Raw genomic sequence first — 25744 nt, forward strand, 5'->3', positions numbered from 1 at the left:
TTCTCCCTTATCGACCGTCACGTTCACCGCGCAAAGCGCGATTCACAGGATTATCATTGATTGCGGCAACTGGAGAGGCCACCGCCACAGCTGGTTTTTGCGTTGAATCAGCACCCTGGGCAGGCGCAACACCATTCATTTGCATTAATTTATCCAATGGAAGGTAAAGTAAACTGCCACCAGCTTTTTGATCAACTAGCACTTTAGTGGTGTTTTGAAATACGGTTTGCATCGCATCCAAATACATCCGGTCACGAGTTACTTGCGGTGCTTTTGCATATTCAACCGCAATTTGCTTAAAGCGCGATGCATCACCTTCAGCTGTTGCAACTACTTGCTGGCGATAACCCTCTGCTTCTTCATTGAGTCGAGCAGCCATACCCGTGGTGCGAGGAATAATGTCGTTGGCGTAGGCTCGGCCTTCGTTAATCAAACGTGCTTTATCTTGTCGCGCTTTGACTGCGTCAGAAAAAGCGGCCTGAACTTGTTCTGGCGGCTGCATATCCGAGATATTTACCCGAGAGATCACAATCCCTAAGCCATAACGGTTGAGCAAATTCTGCATAATCTCGCGACTATCTTCAGAAATAACTCCACGACCTTCATTCAACACATAGTCAACATTATTCTTGCCTACTACTTCACGGATCGCTGTTTCTGCGGCTTGTTGCACCATATCTTTTGCATCTGCATCAGCAAAACGATTATTAAACAAAAAATCCTTTGCTGAATTTAATGTGTATTGAATTTCAAGCTGAACTTGGATGATATTTTGATCACCAGTCAACATCAAAGACTCAGCGTTGGTAGAACCTGCTTCGGCGCGGACACCTACGTCGAGACTGCGAATCTCCGTCATATTGACAATTTCGCGTGACTCAATCGGATACGGCAAATGCCAATGCAGACCAGAGTCTTCAACCGTTTGCATATAACGACCAAAACGCGTAATCACTGCGTCTTCACGCTCATCAACAATGTAAAAACCTGACGCGAGCCACAATACCGCTAACGTAGTTAAAACAATCACTAAACCGGTCGCGCCACCAGAAGAGTCTGCACTCGATGGATTGCCCTGAGGGATTTTATTTCCTAACAAGCTATTGATTTTCTTGATGACATTGCGAAAAATCTCATCCAAATTTGGTGGACCGCTATTTTTGTTCCGACCACCACCCCATTGCGGATCATTTTGACTCATTTATCTTCCTTAACGGTTTGATTCATTGCTTCAATCAGGGCTTCACGTAGTAAATTCAAACCCTCGCCACGCAAGGCGCTTAATTTTATGCTGTAGATTCGATCTAGCTCATCACGTTCTATTTCAGCAGCTAGCTCACGCTGATCAATCTTATTAAAGACCATCAGTTGTGGAATATGTTCCGCACCAATCTCAGCCAGCACTTTATTCACTTCAATAATCTGTGAATCACGCATCGGATGATTAATATCAACCACATGCAACAGCACATCCGCTTCGATAGTTTCCTCTAATGTCGCCCGAAATGCGGCCACCAAAGAATGTGGTAAATCACGAATAAATCCGACTGTATCGGAAATCACCACCGAATGATCGGCATCGATATATAACTTCCTACTGGTGGTATCCAGTGTGGCAAACAACTGGTCAGCAACATATATCTTTGCTTTGGTTAATGCATTAAATAAGGTCGACTTTCCTGCATTAGTGTACCCAACAATTGAAACAGTAAACTGCCCAGTTCGTCCACGCTGCTTTCTTTGCGTAGCTCGCTGCTTTTGAACAATAGCCAGCTGCTCTTTCAAGCGTTTCACCCGAATACCGATCAATTGTCGATCGGTTTCCAGCTGGGTTTCCCCGGGTCCTCGCAGCCCCACCCCGCCTTTCTGTCGCTCCAAGTGAGTCCATCCGCGAATCAGGCGGGTTTGTAAATGCGCCAACTGCGCCAACTCAACCTGCAACTTGCCTTCCGAGGTTCTTGCACGCTGCGCAAAAATATCCAAAATCAGCGTCGTGCGATCAATCACGCGACACTGCACTTTTTTCTCAATATTCCGCTCTTGGCTTGGCGATAGTTGATGATTAAAAATCACGATCGTCGCTTGATGTGCTACGACGGCCTCAGCAATTTCATCCGCTTTACCACTACCCGAAAAATAGGCAGGATCTGGACGTTGGCGTTTACCTTCAATAACCTGCAGTGGATTTAAACCCGCTGATTTTACTAATTCAACAAATTCTTCACGCGCATCTTCAAAATCGATCTCACCAAAATCGAGACAGACCAAGATCGCGTCATCACCGCCCTGATGGCGTTCAAACATGCAAACCTCTTACTTCCAATAACTTTCATGCAAGAGAAAACCCCGAAAGTACAAGCCTTCGGGGTTGATTAAAACTCAAACAATTAACCTTCTGTACTGGCTGCGGCAGGATTTTCGTGCGGTACATTCACTGCGCGCGAAGGAACCACCGTTGAAATTGCATGTTTATAGACCATCTGAGTCACAGTATTGCGTAACAAAACAACGTACTGATCGAACGATTCAATTTGCCCTTGCAATTTAATACCGTTTACAAGGTAAATCGAAACGGGTACATGTTCTTTTCGCAAGATGTTCAAAAATGGATCTTGCAGCATTTGCCCCTTAGCACTCATTATTATTCTCCGACTTGTTATTAGTTTTCCGTCTTTACGGGTATGGGCTTAAAACATCTTACACAAACGATACGAAACCTGCCAGTCTAGCGTTTCCGCAATGCATTTTTAGCAGATTGTGGACCACGGCGGCCACGCTGCGGTGCTTCTTTACCCTCGAACGGATTCTCATGTTTTTTAAATTGCACTCGCAGTGGTGTGCCCTGCAATTTAAATGTTTTGATAAAGAAATGTTCTAGGTAGCGCCAATATGAGGCATGGACTGCCTCTAAAGCATTGCCGTGAATAATTACGACAGGCGGATTAGTCCCCCCTTGGTGCGCATAACGCATTTTAGGACGAATCTTACCTGCTAACGGAGGCTGCTGGCGCTCCATCGCCAACTGCAGCGCTCGAGTCAGTTTTGGCGTTGGAATCTTAATCATCGCCGCATCGTACGCTTGATTAATCGAGCCAAACAAATCTGCAACGCCACTACCTTGTAAAGCAGAAATATTATGAAATTTAGCAAAATCAAGGAAAGCCAACTTACGTGCAATGTCACGCTTAATGGTTTCTCTTTGCTCTAAATCCGCAGCTTCCCACTTATTAATCGCAACAACCAAAGCACGGCCAGACTCAAGCACAAAACCCGCAATCTTACCATCTTGATCCGACACATCTTGCGTCGCATCCAACACCAAAATCACAACGTTACAATCTTCAATCGCTTGCATCGTCTTAATGACCGAGAACTTCTCAATCATATCGGTAACTTTACCGCGACGACGCACACCTGCAGTATCTATTACTGTGTAGTTGGAGCCATTGCGCTCAAAATCAATAGCAACAGAATCACGAGTAGTGCCAGGTTGATCAAACGCAATAACGCGCTCTTCACCCAAGATCGCATTCACCAACGTTGACTTACCTACATTCGGGCGTCCCACGATAGCAAATTTAGGATGAGTTGGCTCTTCTTCTGGCTCTTGATCAGGAAAACCATCAAGGATTTCATTAATTAAATGACGTACACCTTCCCCATGTGATGCAGAGATTGCAACTGGATCACCTAGACCAAACTCATGAAATTCAGCAGTCATGATGGCACTATTCATGCCTTCAATTTTATTAACCGCAACCCAAACAGGACGATCTCCCTGACGCAAGCGGTTGGCAATCATTTTATCTTGAGGTGTTAAACCATTACGACCATCAACAATAAAAATAATCGCATCGGCTTCGTCAATCGCTTGCAGCGTTTGTTTGGCCATTTCAAACATAATGCCTTCATCAATAACGGGCTCGAAACCACCTGTATCGATAACTAGATATGGCTTTTCACCGACTTTACCATGACCATAATGGCGATCACGTGTAAGACCAGGCTGATCGGCGACCAATGCATCACGCGTTTTCGTTAAACGATTAAACAATGTCGATTTGCCCACATTGGGGCGCCCTACGAGGGCAATAGTTGGTTTCACTTCAATTCCTTATTCCACTGGTAGCCCTACACCACACCGTGCAGTGTATGAGCTCAAACCAAATGGGTATTACTGTGCACTTAATAGCAAAATGCTACCTTTTGCAGTCTGCACAATCGCTTGCGTACCATCCGATTGCGGAGCCACATAAATACGGCCACCGTCAGTTGCAAGCAGACCTAACAAACGACCATCGTCCGCAGCAAGCACATGCAAATAACCAGCATAATCGCCCACCACAACATTACCACCTAAAATTGCAGGAGCACTGACAGAGCGATGCGCCAATGCCTCTTGCCGCCATAAGCTACGACCTGTCGACTTTTCAAAAGCATTGACCTGACCTTTGCTATCCGTGATGTAAACTTGTTGCTCATCAATCGCTAAGCCAGACCAACTTGAAATTTCACGTGTCCACAGCAAGTTCCCTTGCTTTGCACCTAGACAAGCCACCCGCCCTTGAAATGCGACAGCACATACCACATCACCACGTACGACTGGTGGAGAAACGATGTCCGTAACACGCTCCAACTCACTCGCTCCGCGCGGTAGCGAAACGGGAGCTTCCCATAACACACGACCATCGGCAATTGAAATGGCAGTTAAACGTCCGGCTGCTTGCCCCAAATAAACCACGCCATCAGCAACAACTGGAGGCGCGTAATTTCGTAATAACAAGGCTGGTTGTGGTCGCTGATAAATCCACTTCAATTCGCCAGTCGCAGCTGAAAAAGTCGATATTTTCCCATCGCCCGACCGAACCACAACAAAATCGTCACTGACCACGGGTGCCGAAATGATTTCACTAGTAACTTGTGCCGACCATGTTTTTTTACCCGCTAAATCAAAAACAATCACTTCGCCGCTAATTGTTCCGACCGCAATAACACCACCAGAAATGCCAACACCACCAGCGACTTCTTTATCTAATTTGATTTGCCAGCGCTTTGAACCACTGGCTCGCTCAATCAAACTCAGTTCATTACTACCACCCACTGCGGCAATCAAATCACCACTAGCTGCAGGCTGGAATCGATAATCGGTAGCACCACCAACAGAGTTTCTCCACTGTATTGTTGGTTTAACTTTAGACACAACAACCGGCAGAGGCGATGGCTCTGGCGCATTACTAGTTGTACCGCACGCACTCAAACCCAGCACACTTAAAAGTAGAAGTGGTTGCAAGCCGTTCATTATTACTTGCCCCCTAAAACATCAAGTTTGATTTCAACCAATTTGTAATTAGGTGCATCTTTAGGCAACTTTGTGATTGCTTGGCGATATGCATCCGCTGCCGCCGCTAATTCACCTTTTGCCTGATAAATATCTCCACGCAACTCAGCAAATAACGGAGAAAACCCTTCTTCTTCAGGCGCCTTCATCAAAGCCAAAGCTTCGGTGTATTTTTTATCTTCTTGCAAAATACTGGCCATCCGCAAGCGAGCAGAATCACGCAAAGCACCCTCTTTGCTATGATCAATCACCCATTGCAATTCAGAGCGCGCAGTTGCAGCATCACCTTTTAAATAGCTCAATTTGGCCGCAATAAGCGCCGCGCGAGCGGCATACGGGGTTGCTGAATAGTCTGACTTCAATAACGCAACACCAGCCTTAAACTTACCATCCTCAGCTAAGTTCGCCTCAATTTGAGCATACACTTCGGCAGCTTTTACAATTTGGCCGTGCTGATATTTTTGCCAACCTGTCCATGCCGCAAAACCAATCAAAAATGCAGCAATTGCTAACGCCAGCCATTGCCCCCAGCTTTGCCACCACGCTTTTAAAGTGGCGATTTGTTCTTGCTCTTGTAAATCAAATGCGGCCATGCTGATCCCCTGAATAAATTAATAACGAGCGATTGCTTGCGCTAACTGATCTTGCGCCAAAGTTTGTTGTGTACCTTGCTGCTCGCCTGTGAGTGTTTTCAAATTTGCAGTTTGCGTTTGTACTTCACCTTCACCAATCACAACGGCAAAGCGAGCACCTGACTGATCTGCTTTTTTAAATTGTGATTTAAAACTTCCGGCACCAGCGTGATAAATGACATTCAACCCTGCGGCTCGCAATTGTCTTGCCACCGCAAACGCATTTCTCGCCGCCGCTTCCCCTTGATGCACCACATACACATCAGCCTGCTGTGTTGGGATCGCCACTTCGTTGGCTTCCAACAACAACATCAAACGCTCAATCCCAATCGCAAAACCAACCGCTGGGCATGGTTTCCCACCGAGTTGCTCCACCAAGCCATCATAACGCCCACCGGCCGCAACAGTACCTTGTGCGCCCAACTGTGTCGTTGTCCATTCAAACACAGTACGATTGTAGTAATCTAAACCACGCACTAGGCGTGAATTCAATTTGTAACTAATCCCAGCATCATCGAGCAGCGCTTTAACCGCATCAAAATGCGCTTTTGATTCTTCACCCAAAAAGTCGATCAGCTGCGGCGCATTTTCAGCCATCGCTTGTAAAGCTGGATTTTTGGTATCAAGCACGCGCAATGGGTTGGTATATAGACGACGCTTGCCGTCTTCATCGAGTATATCGATATACCCCTCAAGATACTTAATCAACTCAGCTCGATGTGCCGCACGCTCATCCAAATTGCCTAATGAGTTCAATTCCAAACTCATGCCACTTAAGCCCAAACGCGGCCACAGATCAGCCAGCATCACAATCATTTCAGCATCGACGTCCGGCGTGGCAAAACCAAACGCTTCAACACCTAGTTGGTGAAACTGACGATAACGCCCTTTTTGCGGGCGCTCATGACGAAACATTGGGCCGGTGTACCATAGACGCTGCGTTTGGTTATACAGCAAGCCATGCTCAATACACGCACGAACGCAGCCTGCAGTTCCTTCTGGGCGCAGAGTTAGTTTTTCCCCGTTGAGGCTATCTTCAAACGCGTACATTTCTTTTTCAACAATATCGGTATGCTCACCAACACCGCGAATAAATAAATGCGTTGATTCAACAATGGGCATCCGGATTTGCTGATAACCGTAAGCGGACAGCCACTCACGCGTTACTTTTTCAAAAAACTGCCAGCGCGCGCCTTCCGCGGGCAAAATGTCATTCATTCCACGAATTGCTTGAATCGTTTCTGCCATCTTTTATTCTTTCATTGAATTAATTAGGGTATTGCAATGTGGAGCTTACTTTACAATATCTACGCTCCGATACATCAGGAAACTGACCTTAAAGGAATCACTTTCGCTATAGTCTCACGGCGTTTAGCACCACCAACACCATAACGACTCACAACATAATTCTCAACAATCGCTTGAAACTCAACGGCAACATGCTCACCTTTGAGCGTCACGTCTTTTTCACCGTCAACATACACTGGACACACTGGCACCTCGCCAGTACCCGGCAAACTAATGCCAATATCAGCCAATTTTGACTCGCCCGGACCATTAACCACACAGCCCATAACGGCAACTTTCATATCCTCCACTCCAGGATAATCCTTGCGCCATACCGGCATTTTCTCCCGTAAAAACGACTGAATATCTTGCGCTAATTCTTGAAACACCGTCGACGTAGTACGGCCACACCCAGGGCATGCAGTCACTAGAGGCGTAAAACTTCGCAAACCCATGGTTTGCAGCAACTCTTGCGCAACAACCACCTCTTTGGTGCGGTCGCCGCCAGGTTCTGGCGTCAACGAAATACGAATCGTATCGCCGATCCCCTCTTGCATAAGGATCGCCAAAGCAGCGCTTGAGGCGACGATACCCTTGCTCCCCATCCCCGCCTCAGTCAAACCCAAATGCAGTGGATAATCGCAGCGTGCGCCCAAATCGCGGTAAACCGCGATCAAATCTTGCACATGAGACACTTTGCACGACAACAAAATTTTATCGGGCGACAAACCCCATTTTACCGCTTGCTCGGCGGACTCTAAGGCTGAAACAATCAACGCCTCACGCATCACCGCATCAGCACTCAAGGGCTGCGAGCGCTTACTATTTTCATCCATCATCCGCGCTGCGATACTTTGATCGAGCGAACCCCAGTTCACGCCAATACGCACGGCTTTATTGTATTCAATCGCTTTTTCAATCATCAAAGCGAATTTCTCATCGCGCTTACTGCCCTTTCCGACGTTACCGGGGTTAATACGATATTTCGCAAGCGCTTCAGCACATTCAGGATAATCTCTGAGCAGGCGATCGCCGTTGTAATGAAAGTCGCCAACCAATGGTACTTTGCAACCCCAATTTTCTAATTTGGTTTTGATCGTCGCCACTTGCGCCGCGGCTTCAGGGCTATTTACTGTAAGACGCACGACCTCAGAACCTGCACGCCACAATTCAAAAATTTGTCGCGCGGTGCCCTCGGCATCAGCCGTATCGGTATTGGTCATCGATTGCACCACGATAGGATGATCACTACCAACCCAAACATTTCCAACTTGCACTTGTCGCGTTTTACGGCGGGGAATTAGATTCGACATACGTTTATTTCAATTCCAAATTAACCACGTCAGAACCTGATTTGAGATAAGGACTCAAATCGACATTCTGCCCATGAAAATACAATTGAGTTTTTGGTGCATTGCCAATCTTTACAGCAAAAGGCGGCTTACCATCAACCGTCCGTTCTATGCCTGGACGAACAATTTCCGACAACACTTTAGCTCCGTTCGCATCAATAATCTGCACCCAACTATCCGTTGTTGAAACAACTCTAATCTCCCCGACTGGCGCAACCGCGACCATCGAAGCTTGAGTTACTGCGACAGATGGCGCGCTCGCTACACTAGCTGTAGCTTCTATTGCACTGGCAATCTGAACTCGGCTTGCGACACCAATCGCACTGGCCACACTGGCCGGTGTAACTGCAGGCTCCACCGCTTGCTCAACTGCAGCAGAAGCAACGGGAACATCAATCACAGGTGGTGAGTCAACTTCTGCCAGCGCGAGTTCGGGATTCGATGGTTGCTGCAAGAACCAAAAAGCAGCCGCAGTACCAATCGCCATGCCCAGCAAAGCCATCAGAACAGTCGGTGAGAAATGACGTTGCTTTGCTGAATACGGCTCAGCGAGAATGAGTCCTTGTGACACCGACGAGTCAGTTTGTGGTGTTGCTGGCTGTTCGCTTGGCAAAACCTCAGCCAAGTAAGCCAATAATGGTTCCACATCGATTCGCAACAAACGCGCGTAATTACGCACAAATCCCCGAATAAACAAATTACTAGGCAGCTCGTCAAAAGCCTCTTGTTCAATCGCATTAATTTGACGGACAGACAGTTTGAGCTGCTGAGCCACTTGCTCTGGAGTCAATTCAAGAGCTTCACGCGCATTTCGTAATTGACGACCGGCAGGTAATAACGAGGAAACGGATGAAGGTGCTGAAGAGTCTGAAAACGGATCAGTCATATTTTCCAATCTGTAACTTAGTTGCCTCTACTGAATCAGGAAATTGCGCCATTAATTCAGCTGCATAGCGTTGTTCTGCGGTTTTATTGCCAATCGCACGCTCAATTCTAACTCCCAACCATAGCAATTCAGATTGAGGATTTTTTGAGGATTTTAGCATTTCAATAAAGTAGCGCTTGGCCTCAGGCAAATCACCAGACTTGAGCAATAAATTACTCAGTTGGAATTTAGCCTGCATATTGTTAGGCCGAATCGCGAGTACTTTTTTATACCACTCCACAGCCAAAGGAATATCTTTATTCGAAATAGCGCAGTTGGCCGCAGCGAGCATGGTTTGATCAGGCGTAGGGTAAAGTGGATTACTTAATGCAATAGCAAAATGCTCTTGAGCCTTCTTTACATCACCGTTGGTGCACAAAAAATTAGCATAGTTATGATTTACATCTGAATTACTTGGCTCAATTTTTAATGCGTCTTGAAATAATTTAGTCGCCATCCCATTGTCTTTTAATGCCCAATACGACAAAGCCATCACATTGTAAGCCAAAACAAACTTTGAATCAGAATCAAGCGCTTTTTGCGCCTCAGACACCGCAATAGTGTATTGACCTAACTTGTAATACTCAGAAGCCAAACGAGTACGCACAGAAGCACGCGACTCGCCATCATTATTAGCCCATGAAAACGGAGTTAAACTAAGACACGCTATCAGGACAACTAAATATTGTTTCACGCACTGCCTCCATTTTTAAACAAAATAGGTCGTGTTTCAGCCATCCGCTCTAGGCGGCGGGTTTTATCCTGCACCTGTCCTGCTAACTGCCCACAAGCGGCATCAATATCATCACCACGAGTTTTTCGCACCGTTACGATATAACCCGCTTGCTGCAAAATATCACGAAAACGCACAATAGCATCTCGACTAGAACGCTTAAAACTTGAATTCGGGAAAGGATTAAATGGAATTAAGTTAATTTTAGCGGAAGTAGATCGTAACATCGCCGCAACTTGTCGTGCATGCTCCGGTAGATCATTCACACCATCGAGCATCACATATTCATAAGTAATAAAATCGCGCGGCGCTTTTTCAAGATAGCGATTACACGCATCTAAGAGTTCTTTGAGTGGGTACTTCTGATTAATCGGCACAATATCATCACGAATTGCATCATTTGGCGCATGCAAGCTAACCGCCAAAGCAACTGGACAATCCTCACGCAATCGATCCAACTGCGGCACGAGCCCAGATGTAGACAAGGTGACACGGCGACGTGACAAGCCATACGCGTTGTCGTCCAACATCAAACGCATTGCTGCCACAACATTGTCGTAATTCGCCAGTGGCTCACCCATCCCCATCATAACCACGTTCGATACAATCCGAGTATCTTCATTTTTTGCCTCACCGATTCGAGCAGCGTCGAACGACAAGCGTTTATTCGCCCACCAAAGCTGGCCAATAATCTCTGCAGTACTCAAATTACGGTTAAATCCTTGTCGCCCCGTCGAACAAAACGAACAGTCTAACGCACAGCCAACTTGACTCGAAATGCATAAAGTTCCTCGATCATCTTCGGGAATAAATACCGCTTCCACACCGTTACCGGTTCCAACATCAAGCAACCATTTACGGGTGCCGTCTTTGGCCAATTGCTCAGCCATCATTTCAGGTGGCGCGATCTTGGCATCGGCAGCTAATTTTTGTCGAAACGATTTCGCGATATCACTCATCGCATCGAAGTCCGCTACACCACGCTGATGAATCCACTTCATCAGTTGTTTGGCACGAAACGGTTTTTCACCGAGCTGCACCATTAATTGGCCTAGACGCTCCGCATCGTAATCCAACAAATTCATCGCCATTTTTATATCCACCAAGGCTTGCGCCATTTTCTTCATCGTGCAACTTCCCCTTTTAATCAAAGGGGAAGTTCATACAACTTAAACTACTCTACAAATTTTAGGCCGCGTAGATTTCTGATGCATCAAAGAAGTACGCAATTTCAATCGCTGCGTTTTCCAAGCTATCAGAACCGTGCACGGCATTGGCATCAATGCTTTCAGCAAAATCAGCGCGAATTGTACCTGGCGCTGCTTCTTTTGGATTAGTAGCGCCCATCAAATCACGATTCAATTGCATTGCGTTTTCGCCCTGCAAAGCTTGAATCATCACAGGACCAGAAATCATGAATTCAACCAAAGCATTAAAGAAAGGACGATCTTTGTGTACCGCATAGAAGCCTTCTGCTTCGGCACGTGTTAAGTGCTTAAGTTTCGCAGCGACAATTTTTAAACCCGCAGTTTCAAAACGATCGTAAATTTTACCCACTACGTTTTTAGCAACAGCATCAGGTTTAATAATCGACAGGGTAGTTTCAACAGCCATTTTATAATCTCCAGGGTGAGGCGTTATTTTCATACAAGAAACTTTACAGCGCAGTGTAATTTCAGCTAGCCTGATGCGAATTTATAAATCCCATCCGACCTATTTCGCCAAAATACGAGGCAAATAGTCTAATAGTATACCACCATAGCGAGCACCTGACAGATGAGTGATAAACCCGACCCCATCTTGCAGCAGAAAGAACAGCAACAACTGAAAAAACAATTACTATGGCGACTTGGCATCGCTGGTACACTGATCGCTGGCGTTTTAGGTGCCATCAGCTGGATAGACCACGAAGAAAAAAATCCGGCCCCAGAAATTCAAACCCCGCAAATCGCACCTACGAGTCGCATCGCTAGTAGTGTGGCTCAGCCAACACCTGTCGCTGCCGAAGCAAGCCCAGAAGTAGCAAGTGAAGTTCTTGCGACTCAAATCAGCACCCCCACTCCCACCGCCCCGCAACCTACCAGCACCACACCCCCAAATCAAACCAAAACGGAAGCGATTAGCAATATTCCAAAGCGAGTCACGGAAGTGACTGTTACCGCAAGCCCAACAGCAACAACTAGCCCGACCCTTGCAGTGGCACCCAAGCTTAAATTAAACACCACAGAGTCTGGTTTATCAGCCACACCACGGCCAGCATTCCCAGCCGCCAGCAACACTCAACTGGGCTATAGCGTACAAGCTGGAGTATTTTTGCACGCACACAATGCAGAAAAATTACTCGCACAAATACAGGCTGCAGGTATCCCAGCCTACTTAGAAACACGAGTGCAGATTGGTCCGTTTAAAACCAAATCCGAAGCAGAAGCGGCGGTAAAAAAATTAAAACAACTCGGTATTGAGCCAATTTTAAAAACTCAATAAGACACCGTACGAATCTTGAGTAAAAAAAAGCTGAATCCTGCCACATACAGAATTCAGCTTTTTTAACAACAATGATTGAACTATTTAGCTGCATTTTCCGCCAATATCAGCAGTCACAAAATAGTCAGTCTACTTAGTCAAAAATAACCGTCTTATTTGAATACACCAAAACTCGGTGCTCCAAATGCCAACGTACCGCACGCGATAAAACAACTCGCTCTAAATCACGCCCCTGCTGAATTAATGCTTCAACATCATCACGATGCGAAATTCGATTTACATCTTGCTCAATAATTGGGCCATCATCAAGCACCTCTGTTACATAATGGCTCGTCGCACCAATCAATTTAACGCCTCTCGCAAAAGCACGATGATAAGGCTTTGCACCATCAAATGCAGGCAAGAAACTGTGATGAATATTAATAATTCGCTGTGGAAATTGGGCTGTAAAGTCATGACTCAGCACCTGCATATAGCGTGCCAAAACAATTAAATCGATTTCTTTTTCCCGCACTAGCGCCATTTGTGCTGCCTCGGCAGCTACTTTATTATCTTTGTTTACGCTAATTACATGGTATTCAATACCATAGAACTCAGCCAAGGCTCGACAATCTTCATGATTAGAAATAATAAGTGGAATTTCACATTTCAGCTCACCACTCTTATGGCGATGCAACAAATCAACCAAGCAATGATCATATTTTGAAACAAAAATAGCGACTTTTTGCGGGCGATTCGATAAAGATACTTTCCACGTCATTTGAAAGCGATCAGCAATCGGCTGAAATGCCGCGGAAAACGCATTCATATCTAATGTAAAATCAGCTAAATCCCACTCAATTCGCATTAAGAATAGATTATCGGCGTTATCCTGATGCTGATCAGAATGTACGATATTTGCATTATAGGTGTACAAAAAATTAGCAATTGCCGCAGAGAGACCTTTTCGATCTGGGCAACTAATTAGGAGGGTTGCGGTATGTGTCATTCGGCATCATCTTCTATCAAGTTATACCAAATTCTATCACCACCGTTCTCGCCGCAACAGTAAAGCGGCCATTTGTCTTGCTTTTAATCAGCGTTTAGGCGTACACCACCTTGGTTCGAGCTGAGCGTTGCTGCTCTACACGTAATAAAGCATCAACAAACATTTGCTCGAAAGGCGCTGAATAACCATACGCAGGAATAGCGACTTCCCAACGAAAACCGTTACTTGCCTTTGTATCTACCTTGAGCGACAGCGGATAATTGAACAACGCGGCATAGATTGCCCGACCAATCCCATCAGTACGAGCCGGATTAAATCGCTGACCACCTGGCCCACGCATTTCGTGATCCAATGCCCGAAAAACCAAGGTCATCGTTTCTTCGGGCGATAAACCATCTAGTTTTGCAGTTTTAGCTACTGCAATCAGCATTTCTTGCGGTACGATATCCATTTGTGCACGACCATCATTCCAAATCTAGGTTTTTTAGCTTAGTTTGGAATCGCCCAAGTGCAATTCTTTTATACATCCGCCCATCAGCTTACGTTATGTTTAATATTGTTCTATTTCAGCCTGAAATCCCGCCAAATACAGGCAACATTATCCGTTTAGCTGCCAATACTGGCTGCAAACTACACTTAGTCAAACCATTAGGATTTCCACTCGATGATACCAAGATGAAACGGGCGGGGCTGGATTACCACGAATTTGCCAATATGCTCGTTCATGAGAACTGGGATGCTTGCAAAGCATCTCTTGCCGGAAAACGCTTTTTTGCCGCGACGACCAAAGGCGCTCAACGTTTTGATTTATTGCAATATGAAGCAGGTGATGTGTTTGTATTTGGTCCAGAAACACGAGGCTTGCCAGCAGATATTCTACAAACCTTTGATGCAAATCGACGAATCCGCCTACCGATGCAACCCGACAATCGAAGCCTGAATTTATCAAACAGCGTTGCGATTACTATTTATGAAGCCTGGCGCCAAAACGATTTCCTCGGTGGCATGTAAATCTAAGCCAACACCTTCAAAAACCAGGGTATATTGCCAAAGGCAAAACATTGCAAAACCTACAACAATATACCCACCCCAAATAGCAACTACCCTCTAACGCTCCATCCGCTTCCTTATCAATGATTACGCATAAAGTCGGCAGTTTTCATAAAAGCCTCTTCTAAATGACTTCGTAAATCATCGCTCATTGGGATTTCTGCCATTGCCTGCAACATGCACAACATCCATTGATCACGCTCAGACTCGCCAATCGCAAACGGCATGTGCCGACTGCGTAAACGAGGATGTCCATATTTTTCAATAAACAATTGCGGACCACCTAGCCATCCCGACAAAAACTCGAACAATTTTTCGCGAATCAACGTGGTGTCTTGCCCGTGCATGGCGTGAATACCGGCGGCACGTGAATCACTCGCCATGATGTCATAAAATCGATCCACCAACTGCCGTAAAACCGAAGCCCCACCTAACAATTCGTACGGTGTAACTTCTACTACATCACTCATTATTTTACCTCTATAGGTTTAACTAAACTGGCAGCCAATTTAGCACGACTGCGCGCCTGCTCGGTATCATCACCTGCCGCAACAACAACCCCCATCCGACGCCGCTCGAACGATTCAGGCTTACCAAATAAGCGGACATCCGCTGTCGGCACAGCCAGTGCTTGATCCACTCCTTCAAACGCAATACCTACGCCATCTATTGCGCCGTAAATCACTGCACTAGCAGCATTGCTCCGCATACCCACATCAACTGGTAAACCTAAAATCGCTCTGGCATGTAATTCAAACTCAGAATACTGCTGACTTTTTAAGGTCACCAATCCGGTATCATGTGGACGTGGACTCACCTCACTAAACCACACTGCATCCCCTTTAACAAACAGCTCAACGCCGAATATTCCTCGCCCACCCAATGCGGCGGTGACTTTTTCTGCAATATCTTGGGCTCGCTGTAGCGCCAGTGGATTCATTCTTTGCGGTTGCCAGCTTTCAACATAATCGCCCTTCACCTGGACATGCCCAATTGGCTCGCAAAATTGCGTTTCTACTTGGCCACTTTGGCCTATCGCTCGTACTGTCAGTAAGGTAATTTCATAATCAAAATCGACAAAACCTTCCACAATGATCCGCCCCTGCTGCACACGCCCACCGCTAGCGGCGTAATCCCAAGCAGGCTGCACGTCTTGCTCACTCTTTAAGAGCGACTGACCTTTCCCACTTGACGACATCACAGGCTTTACCAGACAAGGAAAACCGATATCAGCAATCGCAGCTTGCAACTCAGCCAAGCTATCAGCAAACCGATAACTCGACGTTGGCAAGCCCAGTTCTTCGGCCGCTAAACGACGTATTCCCTCGCGATTCATGGTCAAGTTGGTGGCGCGTGCAGTCGGAATCACTTCAGCCAAACCATCGGTTTCAATCGACAGCAAAGCCTCTGTCGCGATCGCCTCAATCTCTGGCACGATTAGATGAGGCTTCTCAACCTCAACTAAAGCACGCAGCGCTTGCGCATCGGTCATATTCAACACATAACTCCGATGAGCCACTTGCATACCCGGGGCATTTGGATAGCGATCAACCGCAATCACTTCTACACCAAAACGCTGTAACGCAATAATGACTTCCTTACCCAATTCACCTGCGCCTAAGAGCATTACTTTGGTCGCCGAGCGACTCAATGGGGTACCAATTTTCATTAGGGATCACCTTTTCAGACAAGTTTAAAGTCATTCAAAATCAATTAACTAAACACAATCATCGATCACTTGCTATTTCACCATTTGCAAACTAGTTTAAATCAATAATTTTTTTAGATAAGGGAATTGTGCCATGCTAAAAAATATGAGTGTTGGTGCCAAAATTATACTGGGCTTCGCAATTTCACTGACACTATTAGTTTTCGTCGGTATTGTCGGCACGATCGGTTTAAACCAGCAGCATTCGGTAACCAGTCAACTGCTACATACTAATTTACAGTATGGCATGCACTTAATTGAAGCACGCAAACAGGTGGGCGATCTGCGCCGCTTCGAAAAAGATCTGTTTTTAAATTTCGATTCCCCAGAGAAAATCGCTGAATATCACGAAAAATGGCAAAAATCATTTGCCAATTTGCAGACTGAACTCGCAGAAGCCAAAAAACTCGCCACCCCCGAACAAGCCAGTAAAATTGAAGCTCTGCTTGGCCATAGCGAAGCCTATGGCAAGGGTGAATCTAGCATCATGAGCGATATTAAAGCTGGCAAATTTAGTACCGCACAAGAAATCAACAAAGCTTTTTCCCAATTCAAAGATCCAATTCGCTTAATGTCAGACATCCTGACGGAATTAACCGATGCCGCGCTTAAAGACGTGCAATCAATCGACAATCAAGTGGACGCCATTAAAAGCACAGTAACGAGTACTTTAATTACGCTGATCGTGATCGCGATTGGCTTAGGCGTGACTTGCGCTTTTATCATCTATCAAAGCATTCGCAAGCCGCTGGCATCAATGCAGGCTACGATTGCTGAAATTGACCGCACTGGCCGTATCAGTATGCATATGCCCGTCGAAAATAACGATGAGATTGGTCAAACTTCTACGGCGATGAATCAGCTATTGGGCAATATGTGCAACGTAATCGGTACAGCAAATCGCTGCTCACATGATTTAGTACAATCAGCAAGAGAGCTCACTCACGCAGCCAATCAAGTCAGCAATGCATCCGGGCTACAATCTGAGGCCTCTTCTGCAACGGCTGCTGCAATCGAAGAAATGTCAGTCAGCGTGCACTTGATCGCAGATAATTCCAGTCAACTAGAAGAAGAAACACGGTTGGTAGCTAAAACAGCAGAGGAAGGCTCCGCTGTCGCGGGAAAAACTACAGGTCAAATTCAGCAAATTGCTAATTCAATCAACAAATCAAATGAGTTAATTGGCCAACTGAATCATCGTTCAGACGAAATTGGCAGTATTGTTTTAGTGATTAAAGACATTGCCGACCAAACCAACTTACTGGCACTGAACGCCGCAATTGAAGCGGCGCGAGCTGGTGATTTAGGTCGAGGGTTTGCCGTTGTTGCTGATGAAGTTCGTAAATTAGCCGAACGCACAACACAAGCTACGCTCGAAATCACCAATAAAATTCAGGCAGTGCAAAACGACACCAGTGTGGCCGCCAAAGGCATGTATGAGGCCAGCAGTTTGGTTGAAACGGGCGTGCGAAGCACCCATGAAATGGCCGAAGCCCTCGCTCAAATCAAAGAATTAGCGCATCGGAATGTAGAGCACATTAGCAGCATCACCGGTGCCATTCATGAACAAAGTAGTGCCAGCCAAGAAATTGCCAAAAATGTTGAGCGTATCGCACAGGCAGGTGAAGAAAATAGCAGTGCTGCGAAAAGTGCATGTGAACTTTCAGACCGGCTCAATGCGCTTGCAGGTCGCTTAGATACCACGATTCAAACATTTAAAATTTAAGGCATGAACTGCACTAGCTTGCAGTTTTTCCCGCGTTTTCGTTATTGATTTGCACACGAAGCAGACTATGAATCGATCAATCAATACGCAATCCGCCCCAAGTTTGGAGCGGATTTTTTCTCAGCGCTATCGTAATGAAACTGAATTGGCGCGAGAATTATCACAATCAGTTCAACTTAACAGCGAAGATCAGCTTCGTGCAGATGCACTAGCGCGTCTCATCACAGAACGCTTTCGCCTAGAGCGGCTCAATCAATCTGGACTTGACACTGTTTTGGCCGAATTTCCGCTCAGCAGCCCGGAAGGTAAAGCACTCCTTAATTTATGTGAAGCCTTACTTCGCATCCCGGATAAAAATAACGCCAATCAATTAATTCGCGAACAACTGCACACTGCACACTGGCAAGGTCATCGCGGTCACAGTCCTTCTTGGCTCGTCAACCTCGCAACCTGGGGGTTAAGTGTTGCCGAAACCATGAGCGAGTCAGCGGGGAAGCCCATCGCTCGGGAAGTGATTAAACATGCAATTGAATGGCTGGCAAATTATTTTGTAATTGCTGAAAATCTCAAAGGGGCCAACGAGCGAGCTCAAGCTGAGTTCTTATACTCATACGATATGCTTGGTGAAGCAGCGCTCACTCAAGCGGAAAGTGATGACTATTTCGCCAAGTACCTCGAAGCGATTCACGATGTTGGACAACATAACAATGGAGCGGGTCCTCGCTTTGGCGCTAGCGTTTCGGTCAAACTATCGGCCTTACACCCGCGGTTTTCGCCACTCCAAGCAGCAAGAATCGAAAAAGAACTCTACCCACGGTTACTTGAATTAGCACAACTCGCCAAGCAATATGATATTGGCCTAACAATTGATGCCGAAGAATCTGATCGACTCGAAATCACGCTTAAACTTTTTGCACAACTTGCCTTCGAACCAAAATTAGGAGATTGGGCTGGTTTGGGAATTGCGGTACAGGCCTATCAGAAAAGAGCCCTAGCTGTCGTGCAGTGGCTTGCACAAATGAGCCAGCATCGGCCTTTAATGGTTCGACTCGTCAAAGGAGCGTACTGGGACTCTGAAATAAAAACAGCACAGCAACAAAATCTAGTCGATTACCCAGTATTTACTCACAAAAGCCATACCGATTTAAGTTATATCGCCTGCGCTCAGGTACTTCTGCATTCCGAACACCGTATTTACCCGCAATTTGCCACACACAATCCATTCACAATTTGTTTAATTCATCAATTAGCGGGTGAGAGAAATATTGAATTTCAGGCTTTATTTGGTATGGGAGAGTCGCTTTATCGTCTAGCCAATCAACTGAGCTTAAATCGTCCTTGTCGAATTTATGCACCAATTGGTGAAAAAACACAGCTGCTACCCTATCTAATTCGCCGTTTCTTAGAAAATGGGGCGAATAGTTCTTTTATTCATTTATTACATCAACGCCATAAAATCACCCAATTTGCGTGGCCAGAAACACACCAAAGTGCAAGACTAGCCAAACCACACAAGTTATTTGCCCCTCGTAACAATACTGCATGCTTAGATGTCTCGCACACCCCCGATCTGAAGCACTTTCAAGAAAAGCACGCAGAATTTGCTCATCATTCAATCATCGCCATGCCAATGATTGGGCATGGTCTTCCAGAACTATACAAGCATCGTACAGCCCAAAATCCAGCTGACACTCGGCTCAATATTGGCCTAATCAATGAGGCTGGTTTAGCAGACATCGAAAAGGCGCTCAGCTGTGCGGCGCACACGCAATGGGAACGCAACTGCATCAATCACCGGGCTCAACTATTAGAAAAAACCGCAGATATATTTGCCGCACGCCGCGTAGAGCTCATTTCAACCTTAATGAGCGAAGCAGGCAAAAGCTTTACCAATGCCCAAAATGAAATGCACGAAGCAATCGACTTTTGCCGCTATTACGCACAAGAAGCACAAATACAATGGCAGCACGATCTACCAGAGCCGATTGGCGTTATCGTCACCATTAGCCCTTGGAATTTTCCGCTCGCCATCTTTGTTGGGCAAATTGCCTGCGCGCTGATTGCGGGCAATCGTGTCATCGCCAAACCCGCAGAAGAAACACCCCTGATTGCCATGCTAGCAACGCGCTGTTTTTATGAGGCTGGCATTTCACGTCAAATTTTACAATTCATTCCGGGAGGCTCTGCAGCAGGGGCAGCTCTAGTGCTAGATCGACGCTGTGATGGCGTTTTATTTACGGGCTCCCACGCAAGTGCTGTAAAAATTGCCACCGAGATCAATCAATCGGGTCAAACCAAACCCCTGATCAGCGAAACCAGCAGTGTCAATTGCATGGTTGTAGATAGCACGGCTCATATCGATCATGCCTGCAAAGATGTTATAAGCTCCGCATTTGATAGCGCGGGGCAACGCTGCTCCGCCTTACGCGTTTTATATTTACAAGAAGAGATTGCAACGAACACTGTAGCCAGAATTAAGCAGGCGATGGCTGAATTAAATATTGGCAATCCAGTTCAGTTAGCAAATGACATCGGGCCTGTTATCAGCTCAGCCGCACAGCGCAAGATTAAAACAGCAATCGAGCAATATCATCATTGCCCGATTTATCAAACTCATTTACCCCCCGAAACCCATCACGGTAGCTATATCGCCCCCACATTAATTGAACTAGACGATGAGGCGGCATTTCCTGATGAAATTTTTGGCCCCGTTTTATTCATCAAACGATTTAAAATTCAACAACTCAAACAAGTCGTGCAGCAGATTAACCAGCAGCAATCAGGGCTCACTTTAAGCATTCACTCACGACTACGCGCCACACAAGATTACATTGTGCAGCATGCGCGCGTCGGCAATTTTTATATCAATCGAAATCAAATTGGCGCCATCGTAGGTTGCCAGCCATTTGGCGGAACAGGGAAAGCCGGCTCGGGCCCCAAAGTTGGCGGGCCATGGTCAATTTGGGCCTGCTGCAAAAATGCCGACCCATGTGAACCGCATGCAATTCAAGAAACCGGTACTTTAAAAGCTTTACAGCAAATCATTCATGAATGGAAAGAGCCAAGTGAAGCGCTTCATCTATCGATGCTCATCAATGGCATTGCCAGTCGAACGCCAATCGGAATGCAACGCCAACTACCGAATATTACAGGCGAAAGCAATACGTTACATTACCGCGGATTAGGCCGCATAGCCTGCATTGATGATGAAGCAGCGCCACTTTTCGAATTAATTGCACTTGCTTTACTCACCGGCAATATTCCAGTGATTCGCTATTTACCAGGCTCGTGGCGTAAAGCACTCGCAAACGAGACAATTGAAGTCTCTGAAGAGATCGATTTCAATCTGGTCGATGGAGTGCTGTGCAAACAAAAAAACAGCACTTTGAACATCAAAAATCCACTGTGCCCCGTTATTACGCCAATTGCAAATGGTATGTGGCCTTTATTTCGTTTAGTCAGCGAATACACAATCACGATCAATACGGCAGCTACAGGCGGCGATCTAGAACTGCTTTGCAAACCTGACGTATAAACACAAAACGCTTATTTAGCAATGGTTTTAAAGCAATACCCAATAAAAAACCCAAGCCTAGGCTTGGGTTTTCTTTTCAGCGAAGCCAATTATTCACCTAAATAAGCCTGCTGTACTTTTTCATTCGCAAGCAACACCGCGGCATCATCACTAAATGTGACTTTGCCTGACTCCATCACATAGCCACGATGAGCAGTTTGCAAAGCTAACTTTGCATTTTGCTCGACCAACAGCATTGTCACGCCTTCGGCGGCTACCATCCGGATAATTTCAAAGATCTTTTGCACAATAATCGGTGCTAAGCCCATCGATGGCTCATCTAGCAGCAACAACTGAGGCCGGCTCATCAAAGCCCGCCCCATCGCTACCATCTGCTGCTCGCCACCCGATAAGGTGCCAGCCAATTGCTTATAGCGCTCTTTCACACGAGGAAACAACTGATAAACACGCGCCAAATCATTAGCAATTTCAGCCTTATCATTGCGCCAATAGGCACCCATCAGTAGGTTTTCTTCCACCGTCAATCGGCCAAAAATCCCACGACCTTCAGGCACCATAACTAAGCCTTGGCGCACATAATCATGCGGCTCAAGCTTGGCGGTGGCTTGATCTTTAAATAGAATTTCACCGCCTGCGGGTTTCACCATCCCCATCAAGGTTTTCAGTGTCGTAGTTTTACCTGCGCCATTGGCTCCAATCAGTGCAACCAACTCACCTTCTTTCACTTCCAGATCGATGCCTTTGACCGCATGAATGCCGCCATAGGCGACTTTCAAATCTTTCACCTGCAATAGCGCTTTACTTGTTGATGTACTTGTCATTCTGGTGCCACTCCCAAATACGCTTCAATCACTTTTGGATCGTTTTTCACTTGCTCAGGAATGCCCTCTGCAATTTTCTTACCGTAATCGAGCACCGCAATTCGATCACACAAGCCCATCATCAACTTCACATCATGCTCAATCAACAAAATCGTCACGCCATCATTGCGGATTTTTTCCATTAGGCGCTTCAAATCATCGGTTTCTTTTGGATTCATCCCCGCTGCAGGCTCATCAAGCGCCAACAATTGCGGATTAGTCGCCAAAGCACGCGCAATCTCTAATCGACGTTGATCACCATAAGACAAATTACGCGCCAATTCATCGGCACGATCTGCGATACCAACATACTCGAGTAAAGTTTCTGCTTTCAGCTTAATTGCCGCTTCTTCAGCCTGCGCCTTGGGTGGGCGAAACACGGCACCAATCACGCCGGTTTTAGTTCTCACATGCTGACCAACCATCACATTTTCCAGAGAAGTCATATTGGCAAATAAGCGAATATTCTGGAATGTCCGTGCAATCCCCGCCTCAACCACGACATTGGGTTTTTTACGGAACAGATCTTTGCCATTAAAGGTAAACTTACCTTCATCTGGCTGATACAGACCCGTCAATACATTAAACAAGGTGGTTTTACCCGCACCATTGGGGCCAATTAAACCGTAAATCTCGCCTTTATTGATCGACAAAGCGACACCCGATAAGGCATGCAAGCCACCAAATCGCTTGTTAATCCCTTCAATACTTAGCAATGCCTCAGTCATGATTACGCTCCGCATCTTGCAAACTATCTTTTTCTTGTAGCGAAATCGTCTTCGTTTTCGGTTTCAACTCGGCTCGACGCTGTTTCGATGGCCAAATACCCGCAGGCCGCACCAACATCACAATAATCATTGCCAAACCAAAAATCAGCATCCGCAAGTTTTCTGGGTCAACGACTTTACGACCCGCAATCGCCATTTGCACCGGATTAATCACATCACGCAAAATTTCCGGCGTAATCGACACCAACACCGCTCCCAAAATAACACCCGGAATATTACCCATACCGCCAAGCACGACCATGGCCAACACCATAATCGACTCCATCAAGGTAAACGACTCAGGAGAAACAAAGCCTTGGAAGCTGGCAAACAATGCACCCGAAATACCACCAAAACTAGCGCCCATTGCAAACGCCAATAACTTCATATTACGGGTATCGATACCCATTGCATTCGCGGCAATTTCATCCTCACGAATCGCCACCCAAGCACGACCAATTCGTGAACTTTGCAAACGTTTCGACACAAAAATAATGAAAAAGCACATTGCCAAGATGAGGTAGTAATACAAATGAATTTTTTCGAAGCTAATACCAAAAAACTCAATCGGACGCCCCAAATCAAAACCAGCAATTTGCACCGCAGGAATATGGTTAATCCCTTGTGGGCCATTGGTGATATTAATTGGACGATCCATATTGTTCATAAAAATACGAACAATTTCACCAAAACCCAAAGTGACAATCGCCAAATAATCGCCGCGTAGCTTCAAGGTTGGCGAGCCTAGCAGCACCCCAAAAATCCCTGCCACAAATGCGGCAATCAGCATCATCACAAAAAAATTCGGCCTAAATAACCAGACGGGAATCAATTCCTGTAAATGCGGAGAATTGAGCAAAGCAAAGGTATAAGCCCCTACCGCATAAAAGGCGATATAACCCAAATCCAATAGACCGGCATAACCCACCACAATATTGAGCCCCAAGGCCAACATAATGTAGAGCAAAGCAAAATCAACGGCTCGTAGCCACGAATTACCACTTTCGAAAAAATGCCCCAAAACCCAAGGCAAAGCAGCTAACACAACGGCAATGCCTGCCAGCACCAGCGTGGTTTTTAAATTATTGGCGCGAAACTCAGCGCGATTGATCGTATTCGTCATCATGTCACCTTGGTTTAAGCGCGTTCAGCAACGCGTTCACCCATCAAGCCAGATGGACGGAATACCAGCACTAAAATCAGTACCACAAAAGCCAAGATATCTTTGTAATGACTACCCAGCACGCCGCCAGTCAAATCACCCAGATAACCAGCCCCCAAACTCTCAATAACCCCCAGCAATAAACCGCCCAATACTGCGCCGCCCAGATTACCAATCCCACCTAATACCGCTGCAGTAAAGGCTTTCAAGCCGATCATAAAGCCCATATACGCGTGGGCTTGATCGTAATTGGCGGCCACCATCACCCCCGCCACCGCGCCCAGCGCTGAGCCAATCACAAAGGTCATTGAAATAATGTGATTTACGTTCACACCCATCAACTTAGCCACATCTTGATTCTGTGCCGTGGCACGCATTGCGCGCCCCATCTTGGTTTTCTCAATCAAGAAATACATCCCAGCCATCAGCAAAAAGGTCAACGCAACAATCGCGATTTGCACATCGGTAATCGACGCACCACCAATGCTATGCACTTCAGATGGCAAAATCGCTGGAAATGGTCGGTAGTTCCGGCCCCAGATCAACATCGCCAATTGTTGCAGCACAATAGATACACCAATTGCGGTAATCAACGGTGCCAAACGTGGCGCACGACGCAATGGACGATAAGCGACTTTCTCAATCGTATACCCCAAGAGCATCGATACAGGAATTGCCATCATCAGCCCCACCAACAACAATGCTGGTCCTGATAAATGTACGTTGTGCCCTAGCAAAAGATTGATACACGTAATCGTCACCATCGCGCCAATCATTACCACTTCGCCATGCGCAAAGTTGATCAGCTGCATAATGCCGTACACCATCGTATAGCCCAGCGCGATCAGCGCATAAATGCTACCAATCACCAGACCATTAATAATTTGTTGCAGAAAAATATCCACTTGAGACTCCGTCCTTGTAAGACTATTCGTACAACGCACCAAAAGGAGCGCCGTTTTATTGATCCAAACCAGATAGCGTCACTGCATAGCAGTTTGTACCCAATATTACCGTAACAGTTTGGATAAGGTGAAAATTACCTGTTTGCTGTGGCGTGGAATACTGTGCCTTTCCCTAACGCACTTTTCTTACAAGCTATTACGATTCAATTAATCCAGTATCAAACGCCACAACAGAGCTAGTTCATATAAAAAAATATTAGGTATTTCCATATAATCAATATTATTCAAAGCC

Annotated in this window: 24 protein-coding genes; 4 read left to right on the forward strand and 20 right to left on the reverse strand. The window is 46.0% G+C overall.

Features of this window, described 5'->3' with window-relative positions:
• Positions 1–7: 7 nt before the first annotated feature.
• The 12 genes from hflK to ndk all read right to left on the reverse strand — a co-directional run bounded on the left by hflK (position 8) and on the right by ndk (position 11881).
• Positions 8–1201, reverse strand: coding sequence for an FtsH protease activity modulator HflK (hflK, locus tag GM173_RS05250; protein WP_203570248.1), 1194 nt, complete (start codon positions 1199–1201; stop codon positions 8–10).
• The gene (gene hflX / locus GM173_RS05255; protein ID WP_203570249.1) at positions 1198–2304 is read right to left on the reverse strand and encodes a GTPase HflX; all 1107 of its coding nucleotides are present in this window, start codon (positions 2302–2304) and stop codon (positions 1198–1200) included. Before hflX ends, hflK begins: the two co-directional genes overlap by 4 nt.
• Before the next feature lie 83 nt (positions 2305–2387).
• Entirely contained in the window at positions 2388–2639 is a 252-nt protein-coding gene (hfq, locus tag GM173_RS05260; RefSeq protein ID WP_203570250.1) for an RNA chaperone Hfq, read from the reverse strand.
• A gap of 86 nt (positions 2640–2725) precedes the next feature.
• Positions 2726–4105 (reverse strand): ribosome biogenesis GTPase Der, encoded by a 1380-nt coding sequence (gene der, locus GM173_RS05265; protein ID WP_203570251.1) that lies wholly within the window; start codon positions 4103–4105, stop codon positions 2726–2728.
• A 69-nt stretch (positions 4106–4174) separates the two neighbouring features.
• Complete coding sequence (bamB, locus tag GM173_RS05270; RefSeq protein WP_203570252.1) at positions 4175–5299, reverse strand: outer membrane protein assembly factor BamB; 1125 nt, start codon at positions 5297–5299, stop codon at positions 4175–4177.
• 2 nt (positions 5300–5301) lie between these two features.
• Positions 5302–5931: a YfgM family protein gene (locus tag GM173_RS05275; protein WP_203570253.1), complete on the reverse strand. Its 630-nt coding sequence runs from the start codon at positions 5929–5931 to the stop codon at positions 5302–5304.
• Positions 5932–5949: 18 nt separating this feature from the next.
• Entirely contained in the window at positions 5950–7218 is a 1269-nt protein-coding gene (gene hisS, locus GM173_RS05280) for a histidine--tRNA ligase (protein WP_203570254.1), read from the reverse strand.
• Between the two features lie 74 nt (positions 7219–7292).
• Positions 7293–8570, reverse strand: a complete 1278-nt coding sequence (gene ispG / locus GM173_RS05285; protein WP_203570255.1) for a flavodoxin-dependent (E)-4-hydroxy-3-methylbut-2-enyl-diphosphate synthase — start codon at positions 8568–8570, stop codon at positions 7293–7295.
• Between the two features lie 4 nt (positions 8571–8574).
• Positions 8575–9495: a RodZ domain-containing protein gene (locus GM173_RS05290; RefSeq protein ID WP_203570256.1), complete on the reverse strand. Its 921-nt coding sequence runs from the start codon at positions 9493–9495 to the stop codon at positions 8575–8577.
• Positions 9488–10228 carry a type IV pilus biogenesis/stability protein PilW gene (pilW, locus tag GM173_RS05295; RefSeq protein WP_203570257.1) on the reverse strand — a complete coding sequence of 247 codons (741 nt, stop codon included), beginning with the start codon at positions 10226–10228 and terminating at the stop codon, positions 9488–9490. The genes GM173_RS05290 and pilW overlap by 8 nt, the downstream gene beginning before the upstream one ends.
• Positions 10225–11358 (reverse strand): dual-specificity RNA methyltransferase RlmN, encoded by a 1134-nt coding sequence (gene rlmN, locus GM173_RS05300; RefSeq protein WP_203570389.1) that lies wholly within the window; start codon positions 11356–11358, stop codon positions 10225–10227. Before rlmN ends, pilW begins: the two co-directional genes overlap by 4 nt.
• Positions 11359–11455: 97 nt before the next feature.
• A complete protein-coding gene (gene ndk / locus GM173_RS05305) occupies positions 11456–11881 on the reverse strand; it encodes a nucleoside-diphosphate kinase (protein ID WP_203570258.1) in 426 nt (141 codons plus the stop codon).
• Positions 11882–12043: 162 nt separating this feature from the next.
• On the opposite strand from ndk, the gene GM173_RS05310 reads away from it, so the two are divergent.
• Positions 12044–12751, forward strand: coding sequence for an SPOR domain-containing protein (locus GM173_RS05310; RefSeq protein ID WP_203570259.1), 708 nt, complete (start codon positions 12044–12046; stop codon positions 12749–12751).
• Positions 12752–12884: 133 nt separating this feature from the next.
• On the opposite strand, the gene purU is transcribed toward GM173_RS05310, so the two are convergent.
• Together purU and GM173_RS05320 are read right to left on the reverse strand one after the other, a co-directional pair.
• A complete protein-coding gene (purU, locus tag GM173_RS05315; RefSeq protein WP_203570260.1) occupies positions 12885–13739 on the reverse strand; it encodes a formyltetrahydrofolate deformylase in 855 nt (284 codons plus the stop codon).
• Between the two features lie 94 nt (positions 13740–13833).
• A complete protein-coding gene (locus GM173_RS05320) occupies positions 13834–14190 on the reverse strand; it encodes a hypothetical protein (RefSeq protein WP_203570261.1) in 357 nt (118 codons plus the stop codon).
• Positions 14191–14285: 95 nt separating this feature from the next.
• Here GM173_RS05320 and trmL point away from each other — a divergent pair, with 95 nt between their 5' ends.
• Positions 14286–14750 (forward strand): tRNA (uridine(34)/cytosine(34)/5-carboxymethylaminomethyluridine(34)-2'-O)-methyltransferase TrmL, encoded by a 465-nt coding sequence (trmL, locus tag GM173_RS05325; protein ID WP_203570262.1) that lies wholly within the window; start codon positions 14286–14288, stop codon positions 14748–14750.
• 119 nt (positions 14751–14869) lie between these two features.
• On the opposite strand, the gene GM173_RS05330 is transcribed toward trmL, so the two are convergent.
• Both GM173_RS05330 and purT read right to left on the reverse strand, forming a co-directional pair.
• A complete protein-coding gene (locus GM173_RS05330; RefSeq protein ID WP_203570263.1) occupies positions 14870–15259 on the reverse strand; it encodes a group II truncated hemoglobin in 390 nt (129 codons plus the stop codon).
• On the reverse strand, positions 15259–16458 hold the full coding sequence (gene purT, locus GM173_RS05335; RefSeq protein ID WP_203570264.1) for a formate-dependent phosphoribosylglycinamide formyltransferase: 1200 nt from the start codon (positions 16456–16458) through the stop codon (positions 15259–15261). The genes GM173_RS05330 and purT overlap by 1 nt, the downstream gene beginning before the upstream one ends.
• 133 nt (positions 16459–16591) lie before the next feature.
• Here purT and GM173_RS05340 point away from each other — a divergent pair, with 133 nt between their 5' ends.
• Positions 16592–18223, forward strand: coding sequence for a methyl-accepting chemotaxis protein (locus tag GM173_RS05340; protein ID WP_203570265.1), 1632 nt, complete (start codon positions 16592–16594; stop codon positions 18221–18223).
• A 67-nt stretch (positions 18224–18290) separates the two neighbouring features.
• On the forward strand, positions 18291–21758 hold the full coding sequence (gene putA, locus GM173_RS05345; protein ID WP_203570266.1) for a bifunctional proline dehydrogenase/L-glutamate gamma-semialdehyde dehydrogenase PutA: 3468 nt from the start codon (positions 18291–18293) through the stop codon (positions 21756–21758).
• Between the two features lie 89 nt (positions 21759–21847).
• On the opposite strand, the gene GM173_RS05350 is transcribed toward putA, so the two are convergent.
• From GM173_RS05350 to GM173_RS05365, 4 genes are read right to left on the reverse strand one after another with little or no spacing between them, the layout of a single operon-like run.
• A complete protein-coding gene (locus GM173_RS05350) occupies positions 21848–22579 on the reverse strand; it encodes an ABC transporter ATP-binding protein (RefSeq protein WP_203570267.1) in 732 nt (243 codons plus the stop codon).
• Positions 22576–23346, reverse strand: coding sequence for an ABC transporter ATP-binding protein (locus GM173_RS05355; protein WP_203570268.1), 771 nt, complete (start codon positions 23344–23346; stop codon positions 22576–22578). Before GM173_RS05355 ends, GM173_RS05350 begins: the two co-directional genes overlap by 4 nt.
• Entirely contained in the window at positions 23339–24508 is a 1170-nt protein-coding gene (locus GM173_RS05360; RefSeq protein WP_203570269.1) for an ABC transporter permease subunit, read from the reverse strand. The genes GM173_RS05355 and GM173_RS05360 overlap by 8 nt, the downstream gene beginning before the upstream one ends.
• Positions 24509–24522: 14 nt before the next feature.
• Entirely contained in the window at positions 24523–25452 is a 930-nt protein-coding gene (locus tag GM173_RS05365) for a branched-chain amino acid ABC transporter permease (RefSeq protein WP_203570270.1), read from the reverse strand.
• Positions 25453–25744: the final 292 nt, after the last annotated feature.

Source organism: Deefgea chitinilytica, from assembly GCF_016881405.1.
GTDB lineage: Bacteria > Pseudomonadota > Gammaproteobacteria > Burkholderiales > Chitinibacteraceae > Deefgea > Deefgea chitinilytica.

Excerpts from the sequence above, each read along its gene's own strand:
- GM173_RS05290 (WP_203570256.1), bottom strand. The coding sequence starts at position 9,495 with ATGACTGATCCGTTTTCAGACTCTTCAGCACCTTCATCCGTTTCCTCG.
- bamB (WP_203570252.1), bottom strand. The coding sequence starts at position 5,299 with ATGAACGGCTTGCAACCACTTCTACTTTTAAGTGTGCTGGGTTTGAGT.
- GM173_RS05320 (WP_203570261.1), bottom strand. The coding sequence starts at position 14,190 with ATGGATATCGTACCGCAAGAAATGCTGATTGCAGTAGCTAAAACTGCA.
- GM173_RS05310 (WP_203570259.1), top strand. The coding sequence starts at position 12,044 with ATGAGTGATAAACCCGACCCCATCTTGCAGCAGAAAGAACAGCAACAA.
- hflK (WP_203570248.1), bottom strand. The coding sequence starts at position 1,201 with ATGAGTCAAAATGATCCGCAATGGGGTGGTGGTCGGAACAAAAATAGC.
- GM173_RS05275 (WP_203570253.1), bottom strand. The coding sequence starts at position 5,931 with ATGGCCGCATTTGATTTACAAGAGCAAGAACAAATCGCCACTTTAAAA.
- GM173_RS05360 (WP_203570269.1), bottom strand. The coding sequence starts at position 24,508 with ATGACGAATACGATCAATCGCGCTGAGTTTCGCGCCAATAATTTAAAA.
- rlmN (WP_203570389.1), bottom strand. The coding sequence starts at position 11,358 with ATGGCGATGAATTTGTTGGATTACGATGCGGAGCGTCTAGGCCAATTA.
- ndk (WP_203570258.1), bottom strand. The coding sequence starts at position 11,881 with ATGGCTGTTGAAACTACCCTGTCGATTATTAAACCTGATGCTGTTGCT.
- putA (WP_203570266.1), top strand. The coding sequence starts at position 18,291 with ATGAATCGATCAATCAATACGCAATCCGCCCCAAGTTTGGAGCGGATT.
- GM173_RS05355 (WP_203570268.1), bottom strand. The coding sequence starts at position 23,346 with ATGACTGAGGCATTGCTAAGTATTGAAGGGATTAACAAGCGATTTGGT.
- GM173_RS05340 (WP_203570265.1), top strand. The coding sequence starts at position 16,592 with ATGCTAAAAAATATGAGTGTTGGTGCCAAAATTATACTGGGCTTCGCA.
- hfq (WP_203570250.1), bottom strand. The coding sequence starts at position 2,639 with ATGAGTGCTAAGGGGCAAATGCTGCAAGATCCATTTTTGAACATCTTG.
- hflX (WP_203570249.1), bottom strand. The coding sequence starts at position 2,304 with ATGTTTGAACGCCATCAGGGCGGTGATGACGCGATCTTGGTCTGTCTC.
- purU (WP_203570260.1), bottom strand. The coding sequence starts at position 13,739 with ATGACACATACCGCAACCCTCCTAATTAGTTGCCCAGATCGAAAAGGT.
- trmL (WP_203570262.1), top strand. The coding sequence starts at position 14,286 with ATGTTTAATATTGTTCTATTTCAGCCTGAAATCCCGCCAAATACAGGC.
- GM173_RS05330 (WP_203570263.1), bottom strand. The coding sequence starts at position 15,259 with ATGAGTGATGTAGTAGAAGTTACACCGTACGAATTGTTAGGTGGGGCT.
- ispG (WP_203570255.1), bottom strand. The coding sequence starts at position 8,570 with ATGTCGAATCTAATTCCCCGCCGTAAAACGCGACAAGTGCAAGTTGGA.
- GM173_RS05350 (WP_203570267.1), bottom strand. The coding sequence starts at position 22,579 with ATGACAAGTACATCAACAAGTAAAGCGCTATTGCAGGTGAAAGATTTG.
- purT (WP_203570264.1), bottom strand. The coding sequence starts at position 16,458 with ATGAAAATTGGTACCCCATTGAGTCGCTCGGCGACCAAAGTAATGCTC.
- hisS (WP_203570254.1), bottom strand. The coding sequence starts at position 7,218 with ATGGCAGAAACGATTCAAGCAATTCGTGGAATGAATGACATTTTGCCC.